This window comes from Streptomyces sp. NPDC006743, from assembly GCF_040703815.1.
In the GTDB taxonomy this organism is placed as follows: domain Bacteria; phylum Actinomycetota; class Actinomycetes; order Streptomycetales; family Streptomycetaceae; genus Streptomyces.
The window spans coordinates 23,137-31,808 of the sequence record NZ_JBEYJA010000067.1; the positions used below are offsets into that span (position 1 = coordinate 23,137).

General features: G+C 72.8%; 7 protein-coding genes and 2 pseudogenes. All 9 read right to left on the reverse strand.

What is annotated here, in order from left to right:
- On the reverse strand, positions 1-888 hold the full coding sequence (mutM, locus tag ABZ719_RS33580; RefSeq protein ID WP_366728949.1) for a bifunctional DNA-formamidopyrimidine glycosylase/DNA-(apurinic or apyrimidinic site) lyase: 888 nt from the start codon (positions 886-888) through the stop codon (positions 1-3).
- Between the two features lie 104 nt (positions 889-992).
- Positions 993-1,832: a ribonuclease III gene (rnc, locus tag ABZ719_RS33585; protein WP_366728950.1), complete on the reverse strand. Its 840-nt coding sequence runs from the start codon at positions 1,830-1,832 to the stop codon at positions 993-995.
- Positions 1,833-1,839: 7 nt separating this feature from the next.
- On the reverse strand, positions 1,840-2,013 hold the full coding sequence (gene rpmF, locus ABZ719_RS33590) for a 50S ribosomal protein L32 (RefSeq protein ID WP_007493396.1): 174 nt from the start codon (positions 2,011-2,013) through the stop codon (positions 1,840-1,842).
- Positions 2,014-2,015: 2 nt separating this feature from the next.
- Positions 2,016-2,660 carry a YceD family protein gene (locus tag ABZ719_RS33595; protein ID WP_037862147.1) on the reverse strand — a complete coding sequence of 215 codons (645 nt, stop codon included), beginning with the start codon at positions 2,658-2,660 and terminating at the stop codon, positions 2,016-2,018.
- A gap of 156 nt (positions 2,661-2,816) precedes the next feature.
- Entirely contained in the window at positions 2,817-3,953 is a 1,137-nt protein-coding gene (locus ABZ719_RS33600; RefSeq protein ID WP_366728951.1) for an ATP synthase F0 subunit B, read from the reverse strand.
- A gap of 99 nt (positions 3,954-4,052) precedes the next feature.
- Positions 4,053-4,532, reverse strand: coding sequence for a pantetheine-phosphate adenylyltransferase (coaD, locus tag ABZ719_RS33605; RefSeq protein ID WP_037862143.1), 480 nt, complete (start codon positions 4,530-4,532; stop codon positions 4,053-4,055).
- A gap of 26 nt (positions 4,533-4,558) precedes the next feature.
- Positions 4,559-5,149: pseudogene (rsmD, locus tag ABZ719_RS33610) on the reverse strand (16S rRNA (guanine(966)-N(2))-methyltransferase RsmD); the annotation flags it as partial.
- An 85-nt stretch (positions 5,150-5,234) separates the two neighbouring features.
- Positions 5,235-7,454: an ATP-dependent DNA helicase RecG gene (recG, locus tag ABZ719_RS33615; protein WP_366728952.1), complete on the reverse strand. Its 2,220-nt coding sequence runs from the start codon at positions 7,452-7,454 to the stop codon at positions 5,235-5,237.
- A gap of 138 nt (positions 7,455-7,592) precedes the next feature.
- A pseudogene (locus ABZ719_RS33620) lies at positions 7,593-8,672 on the reverse strand (dihydroxyacetone kinase); the annotation flags it as partial.

Here is an 8,672-nt window from a genome sequence, read left to right on the forward strand (position 1 = left end):
TCAGCCCCGGCCGGACGGCCCGGGCCCGGCGGCACGCGTGCGCGGTGCAGGCTGGCACCTCGGGCAGTAGTAGCTGGACCGGTTCATCCAGGGACGGCGGCGCATCGGCGTGGCGCAGCGGCGGCAGGGCAGGCCCTCGCGGCCGTAGGCGTCCAGGGAGCGTTCGAAGTAGCCGGATTCGCCGTTGACGTTGACGTACAGGCTGTCGAAGCTGGTGCCGCCGACCGCGAGGGCCGCGTTCATCACGTCCCTGATGTGACCGAGGAGTCCGGCCGTGCGCGGGCGGGTGAAGCCGGTGGTGGGGCGTTCGTAGTGCAGGCGCGCCCGCCACAGCGCCTCGTCGGCGTAGATGTTGCCGACGCCGCTGATCAGCGACTGGTCGAGCAGGGCCCGTTTGATCGTGGTGCGCTTGCGGCGCAGTGCCTGGTGGAACGCTTCGTCGTCGAACAGCGGATCGAGGGGGTCACGGGCGATGTGCGCGATGACGTCGGGCAGGCCGTCCGGTGTGTTGTCGTGGAGGGAGAGTCCGCCGAAGGTGCGCTGGTCCACGAAACGCAGCTCGGTGCCGAGGGAATCGGCGAACCGGACGCGGATGCGCAGGTGCTTCTCGTCGGGCGCCTCGTGCGGCTGGACCAGCAGCTGGCCGCTCATGCCGAGGTGGGCGAGGACGGACTGGTTGGTCTCCTCCAGCGGCAGCCACAGGTACTTGCCGCGCCGGGCGGCGGCGGCGACGTGGTGGCCCTTGAGGCGGTGCGCGAAGTCGTCGGCGCCCGCGACGTGCCGGCGTACGGCGCGCGGGTGCAGCACCTCGACCTCGGCGACGGTGCGGTGGGAGACCCACCGTTCCAGGCCGCGCCGGACGACCTCGACCTCGGGCAACTCGGGCATCGGGACCCCCGTCAGGACCGTGACCCCACGGTCCGCTGGACGAATCCGAGCGCCCGCCCCGAGCCGTGGGCTCGGTGCGGGCGCTCGCTGTACTGCTGTACCGGTCAGGCGGTGGCGGACGACGGGTCGCCGTCCTGCGCGGCGGCCTGCCCGGCCGCCTCGGCGCGCTCGTCCGCGGCGGCCTTGATGGCCCGCCAGGCGGACTCGGCGGCCTGCTGCTCCGCCTCCTTCTTGCTGCGGCCGGTGCCGGTGCCGTACGAGACGCCTCCGACGCGGGCGGCAGCAGTGAAGGTCTTCTCGTGGTCGGGGCCGGTCTCCGTGACCAGGTACTCGGGTACTCCGAGTCCTTCGGTCGCGGTGAGTTCCTGGAGGCTGGTCTTCCAGTCCAGGCCGGCTCCGAGGTTCGAGGACTTCTCGATCAGCGGGTCGAACAGGCGGTGCACCAGTTCGGAGGCCGCGTCGAGGCCCTGGTCGAGATAGACCGCACCGATCACCGCTTCGAGGGTGTCGGCGAGGATGGAGGCCTTGTCCCGGCCGCCCGTGCCCTCTTCACCCCGGCCGAGCCGGATGAAGGAACCCAGGTCGAGTCCGCGGCCCACTTCCGCCAGCGCACGAGAGTTGACCACCGCGGCCCGCAGCTTGGCCAGCTGGCCCTCGGGCAGGTCGGGGTGGGTGCGGTACAGCGTGTCCGTGACGACGAGGCCGAGGACGGAGTCACCGAGGAACTCCAGCCGCTCGTTCGTCGGCAGGCCGCCGTTCTCGTACGCGTAGGAACGGTGGGTCAGCGCGCGCACCAGAAGGGCGGACTCGAGCTGGTAGCCGAGCCGCCCTTCCAGAAGCGTGTGGGACGAGGCCGTGTTGTCCGACGGAACACTCCCGCGTCGGCGGGAACTGCTGGCGTCGGCGTCAGCCGCCTTCTTGGCAGTGGACACGGTGCCTCTCACCAGCCGCTCAGACCTCGAGGACCTGGCGCTTGTTGTAGGTGCCGCAAGACGGGCACGCGATGTGCTGCAGCTTGGGCTCGTGGCAGCGCTCGCACGCAACCAGGGTGGGGACCGCAGCCTTCCACTGCGACCGGCGGTGGCGCGTGTTGCTGCGCGACATCTTCCGCTTCGGAACAGCCACGGCTACTTCTCCTGCTTCTCGTCGACGCCCGCTTCGGCGCCGCTCATCTCGTCCTTCTCGCCGTCCGACGTGGTGCCGGCGAGTCCCTGCAAAGCCGCCCAACGGATGTCGACGGCGTCGTGGTGGTGGTCCGGGTCGTCCGCGAGCCGCACTCCGCACTGGGAGCACAGGCCCGGGCAGTCTTCCTGGCACACCGGCTGCATCGGCAGTGCGAGCACCACCGCATCGCGCAGCAGAGGTTCGAGGTCGAAGAGTCCGTCCTCGAGAAGGAGCCTGTCCTCGTCGTCCTCGGCGTCGTCGCCCGGTTCCGCGATCACGCGGCCCCGGTCGTCGGCGTCAGGGTACGAGAACATCTCCTGGAAGTCCGCTTCGAGCGCAAGCCCGACCGGCTCCAGACACCTTACGCACTCCCCCTCGGCCTGTGCACGGGCGGTGCCTGTGACGAGCACACCTTCCATGACCGACTCGAGCCGGAGTTCGAGTTCCACCGGGGCGCCTTCCGGCACTCCGATCACTCCGTGGATACCGAGGTCCCGGGGGGCCGGGACCTCGCGGGTCAGGCGCTGCAGCGCGCCGGGCCGCCGCCCCAGCTCATGTGTGTCGAACACGAGAGGGTTGCGGTGGTCGAGGCGGGAGCTGTGAGCCATTCCTGCTTTCGGTTTCCGAACTCGGAGGGACGCCGCCTCGGAGGTGCACCCGGGCAGCGCTGACCGCGCACTTACGCGCGACCGAAGAGCCAGGATACTTGACCTTTCGCTCTCGGCCCAATCCGGTCTCCGGGGCCGGAACACGGCGGCCCGGAGCTACAGGCCGCGCCCCTGTTCGTAGGCCCGCAGCTGCTCGGCGCTGATCATGCCGGTGTCGAAGAGGCTGGTCTCGTCGAGGGCGTACCCCTGGTGGGACGGGCTCTGCTGCGCCTGGTGGCCCTGGTGCGCCTGCTGGACCTCGTGGGCCTGCTGTGTCTCGTGCGCCTGCTGGGGCTGGTGCGGGTCGTAGGCGCCGGTCTGGCCCGGGTCGTACCCCCCCTGGTAGCCGTAGGGGTCGGCCTGCTGGTAGCCGTACGGGTCCTGCTGGCCGCCGTAACCCTGCTGGTAGCCGCCGTAGGGGTCGTCCGGGGCGGGCTGCGGCTGCTGGTAGCCATAGGCCGGCTGGGGCTCGTACACCGGCTGCTGCGGCTGCTGCGGGCGGTCGGGCCGGTCGGCGGCCGGGACGGCGGGGCTCTCGGAGAGGTCCGCGAGCCCGGCGAGGTAGTCGGCGTCGCTGGAGTGCTGCACGGTGCTGGTGTCGTCGGCGAGGGCGCCGAGGTCGTCGGTGGCGATGCGGCCGTGCAGCTTCTGCCGGCCGCGGCCGACGGCCTCCAGGGTCTTGGCGAGCACGGCCTCGAAGGCGCCCAGCTTGGCGTCGACGTAGGCGTCGGCGTCGCGGCGCAGGGTCTCCGGGTCGTGGCTGCGCTCGGGGGCGTCCTCGTCCTCGTAGCCGTCCTCGTTCAGGCCGGGTCCGGTGCCCAGCAGCTTCTCCCGGCCGCGGCCGACCGAGCCGAGGGTCTTGGTGAGGACCACCTCGAAGTTGGCGAGCTTGGAGTCGACGTAGTCGTCGGCCTCGGCGCGGACCTCCTCGGCCTCCCGGCGGGCCTCGGACAGGATCCGGTCGGCCTCGGCCTGGGAGCGGCGGGCCACCTCGGTGTCGGAGATCAGCGAGCCGCGCTCGGCGTGCGCCGTCTCGATGATCCGCTCGGCCTCGCGCCGGGCCTCCTCGACCATCTGCTCGCGGTCGCCGATCAGCTCCTCGGCCTGCGCCAGCGAACCGGGCAGGGCCTGGCGCACCTCGTCGAGCAGCGCGAGCAGTTCGGCGCGGTTGACCACGCACGAGGCCGACATGGGCATGGACCGGGCGCCGGAGACCCTCGTCACGATCTCGTCGAGCTTCTTCTGCACGTCCACGGTGTGCTCGCCACTCTCTACCGATGTGCGGGTAACGGACGGGACGACTGTACGACCATGAGGCAGCCGCCGGACACCGGGTGACGGGCCGTCAGGACGTCACTTCTTCTCCAGCCGGGCGGTCAGCGCCCGCAGGACGACGTCGGGCACCAGGTGGGCGATGTCGCCGCCCCAGGCCGCGACCTCCTTCACCAGGGAGGACGACAGGAAGCTGTAGGTGGGGTTGGTCGGCACGAAGAGCGTCTCGACGCCGGAGAGGCCGTTGTTCATCTGGGCCATCTGCAGCTCGTAGTCGAAGTCGCTGACCGCGCGCAGGCCCTTGACGATGGCGGGGATCTCGCGCTGCTTGCAGAAGTCGACGAGGAGGCCGTGGAAGGACTCGACACGGACGTTGCCGTAGTCGGCGGTGACCTGGCGGATGAGGTCGATGCGCTCCTCGATCTCGAACAGGCCCTTCTTGGACTGGTTGATCATCACGGCCACGTAGACCTCGTCGTACAGACGGGAGGCGCGGGCAATGATGTCGAGGTGTCCATTGGTGATCGGGTCGAACGACCCGGGACAGACGGCGCGGCGCACTTGAGATCCCTCGCTCTCCGGTCCGGTCATCGTGCGTCTTCGCACGTAGAGGCGGCGCGACCGTACCAAAACGTTCCCTCGCCGTAGCGGCGGGCCCGGATCGCGTCGAAGCCGGGCGGCCACCCGAACTCGCCGCCTCTGGTGCTGCGCTCCACGGTGACGAGGGCCCCTGCGGCGAGCCAGCCCTGAGAGCGGAGTGTGAGCAGAATCTCCCGAAGATCGTCGTCGGAGACGGCGTACGGCGGGTCGAGGAAGACGATGTCGTACGGGCCGGCCGGGGGCGGCGACTGGACGACCTGCTCCGCGCGGCCGGCGCGCACCTCCGCGCCGGGCAGGCCGAGGGCCTTGACGTTCTCCCGGACGGTGCGGGCGGCGCGGGCGTCGGCCTCGACGAGGAGGACGTGCCCCGCGCCGCGGGACAGGGCCTCCAGACCGACGGCGCCCGATCCGGCGTACAGGTCGAGGACCCGTTCGCCCGCCGGCGGGCCGCCGAGCAGGGACTGCCAGGTGGAGAACAGGCCTTCGCGCGCGCGGTCGGAGGTGGGGCGGGTGCGGCCTCCCTGCGGGACGGCGAGGCGACGTCCGCCGGCTTTGCCGGCGATCACGCGGGTCATCTGAGGTCCTTGATGGTGAGCGGCTTTGCGTTCAGTGTGGCCGGTCGCGCGGTGCGCCGCGCCCCTGGGCCCCTGGTGTCCGGTCTGTTCAGCCCTTTTCCAGGTACTGCTCCCTGTCCTCGTCGAGCAGGGCGTCCAGCGCCGTGCGCAGCCCGGGCAGGTGCTCCAGGGCGGGGTCGGCGGCCACCACGGCGGCGGCCTCCTCGCGGGCCTGGGCGATGATCTCCTCGTCCTCGATGACGGCGAGCACCCGCAGGCTGGTGCGGGCGCCGGACTGGGCCTGGCCGAGGACGTCGCCCTCGCGGCGCTGTTCGAGGTCGATGCGGGAGAGTTCGAAGCCGTCGAGGGTGGCCGCCACCGCGTTCAGCCGCTGGCGGGCGGCGCTCGCCTCGGGCATCTCGGTGACCAGCAGGCACAGGCCGGGCGCCGAGCCGCGGCCGACCCGGCCGCGCAGCTGGTGCAGCTGGGAGACGCCGAAGCGGTCGGCGTCGGTGATCACCATCACGGTGGCGTTGGGGACGTTGACGCCGACCTCGATGACGGTGGTGGCGACCAGCACGTCGGTGTCGCCCGCGGCGAAGCGGCGCATGACCGCGTCCTTGTCGTCGGGCTGCATCCTGCCGTGCAGCACCTCGACCTTCAGGCCCTGCAGGGGTCCCTTCGCGAGCTGCTCGGCCACCTCCAGGACCGCGAGCGGGGGGCGCTTGTCGGCGCCTTCCTCCGGGGGCTTCTTCCCGGCGGCCTTCCCGGGGTCGTCCTCCTCGTCCCCGATGCGCGGGCAGACGACGTACGCCTGGTGCCCCTGGGAGACCTCTTCGCGCACCCGCTCCCAGGCGCGCGCGAGGAAGTGCGGTTTGTCGGCGGCCGGGACGACATGGCTGGCGATGGGCGAGCGGCCGGCCGGGAGCTGGTCCAGGACGGAGGTCTCCAGGTCGCCGAAGACGGTCATCGCGACCGTGCGCGGAATGGGGGTGGCGGTCATGACCAGCAGGTGCGGCGGCTGTTTGCCCTTGCCGCGCAGGGCGTCGCGCTGCTCGACGCCGAAGCGGTGCTGTTCGTCCACGACGACGAGTCCGAGGTCGTGGAACTGCACCTTGTCCTCGATCAGCGCGTGGGTGCCGATCACCAGGCCGGCCTCGCCGGTGGCCAGGTCGAGCAGGGCCCGCCGGCGGGCGGCGGCGCCCATGGAGCCGGTGAGCAGCACCACCTTGGTGGCGTGCTCGGCGCCGCCCAGCATCCCTCCCTCGGCCAGCTCGCCCATCATCTCGGTGACCGACCGGTGGTGCTGCTGGGCGAGCACCTCGGTGGGCGCGAGCATCGCGGCCTGTCCGCCCGCGTCCACGACGGCGAGCATGGCGCGCAGGGCCACCAGGGTCTTGCCCGACCCCACCTCGCCCTGGAGCAGCCGGTGCATGGGGTGGTCGGTGGCGAGGTCGTCGAAGATCTCCCGGGAGACCTTGCGCTGGCCCTCGGTGAGGGTGAACGGGAGACGGTCGTCGAAGGCGGCGAGCAGGCCGTGCGGGCCGGGCTTCCTGGGCACGGCGGGCAGCTGCGTCTCGGCGTGCCTGCGGCGGGCCAGGGCGACCTGGAGGACGAACGCCTCGTCCCACTTCAGGCGGGCGCGGGCGTCGGCGATGTCCGCCTTGGTGTGCGGGCGGTGGATCTTGAGCAGGGCCTCGGGGAGGGGGACCAGGCCGCGGCCGGCGCGCAGGGCGGCGGGCAGCGGGTCGACGGCCTCCTGGGCGCTGGGCAGGACGGTCTGGACGGCCTTGCCGATCTTCCAGGACTCCAGTTTGGCGGTCGCGGGGTAGATCGGGATGAGGGCGCCGGCCCAGGACTCGACGGTCTCCTCGGCGTCGCCCTTGAGCAGTTCGTAGGCGGGGTGGGCCAGCTGGAGGCGCCGGTGGAAGACGGAGACCTTGCCGGCGAACAGAGCGCGGGTGCCCGGCAGCAGTTCCTTGTGGGGTTTGTGCACGCCGTTGCCGAAGAAGACCAGCTGAAGCCGGCCGCTGCCGTCGGTGATCGTCACCTCCAGGCGCTGGCCCTTGCCGCGCGGCGCCCGGGAGGAGGCGAAGGTGTGCAGGCGGGCGTCGGCGACCTGGGCGACCACGGTGACGTGCTCGTCCATCGGGAGGTCGGCGAGGTGGGTGAGCTGGCCGCGCTCCTCGTATCTGCGGGGGTAGTGGTGGAGGAGGTCACCGACGGTGTGCAGGCCGAGGTGCTCGGCCATCACCTTCGCGGTGGCGGGGCCGAGCACCGACTTGAGCGGTTGGCGCAGTGGTTCTGGCAGTGCGGGCACGAGATCCATTGCACACCACGGCACCGACAATGCCGTAGCCGTCCGGCGAATCCCCTGGTCGCGCGGGGTGCCCGGGCTGTGGACGGGGAGCCCCGGCCTCTCTTCCCCGGCCTGCGCGGGCGGGAGGAGCAGGGCGGCGCGGGACCGCTATTCCACGCCGATGAGCAGCAGGGCGCCCTGTCTGCCGCCCCGGTAGACGACCGTGTCGACCGCCAGGTAGGAGTCGCGGACGCGGGCTTCGAGGTGGCCGGCGACGGTGTCGGGGACCTCGTCGCCGAGGACGAGGGTGACCAGTTCGCCGCCGGCCGCGAGCATCCGGTCCAGGACGGTCCGGGCGGTGGCGGTGACGTCCGGGCCGATGACGGCCACGTCGCCGTCGATGAGGCCGAGGACGTCCCCGGCCTGGCAGATGCCGGCGGTGGTCCAGGAGCGGTGCTCGGCGACGACGACCTCGGCGTGGCGGGTGGCCCCGGCGGCCGCGGTCATGGCCACGACGTCCTCGTCGAAGCGGCGGCCGGGCTCGTGCACGGCGAGGGCGGCGATGCCCTGGACCGCCGAGCGGGTCGGGACGAGGGCGACCCGGATGCCCTCGCGGCGGGCCTGCTCGGCCGCCGCGGCGGCGGTGTCGCGCAGCTCGGCGTCGTTGGGCAGCAGGACCACCTCGCGCGCGTGCGCCCGCCGCAGGGCCTCCACCAGCTCGCCGCTGGCCGGCGGCTCGCCCGGGCGGGCGAGCACCGGGGTCGCCCCGGCCTCGGCGCACAGTGCGGCCAGCCCCTCGCCCGGGACGACGGCCACCACCGCGCGCGGGGCGGGCTCGCGCGTCCGCTCGGCGGTGGCGGCGGTGTGCGCGTCGCCCGCGCCGAAGTGCGTGATCCGGATCCGGTACGGACGGCCGGCCTCCACACCGGCCTCCACCGCGGCCCCTGCGTCGTCCACGTGCACGTGGACGTTCCACAGCCCGTCGCCGCCCACCACGACCAGGGAGTCCCCGAGCGCGTCGAGCCGCTGGCGCAGCCGGGCGACGGCGAGGTCGTCGGCCTCCAGGAGGTAGGTGACCTCGAAGGCGGGGCCGCCGCTCGCGGAGGCGGTCGAAGCGGCGGCGGAGGCGGTGGGCGGGCAGGGCGCGGGGGGCTCGGCCGCCGCGCAGGACACGGGAGGGCCGGCGGGTTCGGCGTGGGGGCGCGCCGCCGCGGGGGGGGGGGGACCCCCGCGCAAGGGCGCCCCCCC

Excerpts from the sequence above, each read along its gene's own strand:
- mutM (WP_366728949.1), bottom strand. The coding sequence starts at position 888 with ATGCCCGAGTTGCCCGAGGTCGAGGTCGTCCGGCGCGGCCTGGAACGG.
- ABZ719_RS33595 (WP_037862147.1), bottom strand. The coding sequence starts at position 2,660 with ATGGCTCACAGCTCCCGCCTCGACCACCGCAACCCTCTCGTGTTCGAC.
- recG (WP_366728952.1), bottom strand. The coding sequence starts at position 7,454 with ATGGATCTCGTGCCCGCACTGCCAGAACCACTGCGCCAACCGCTCAAG.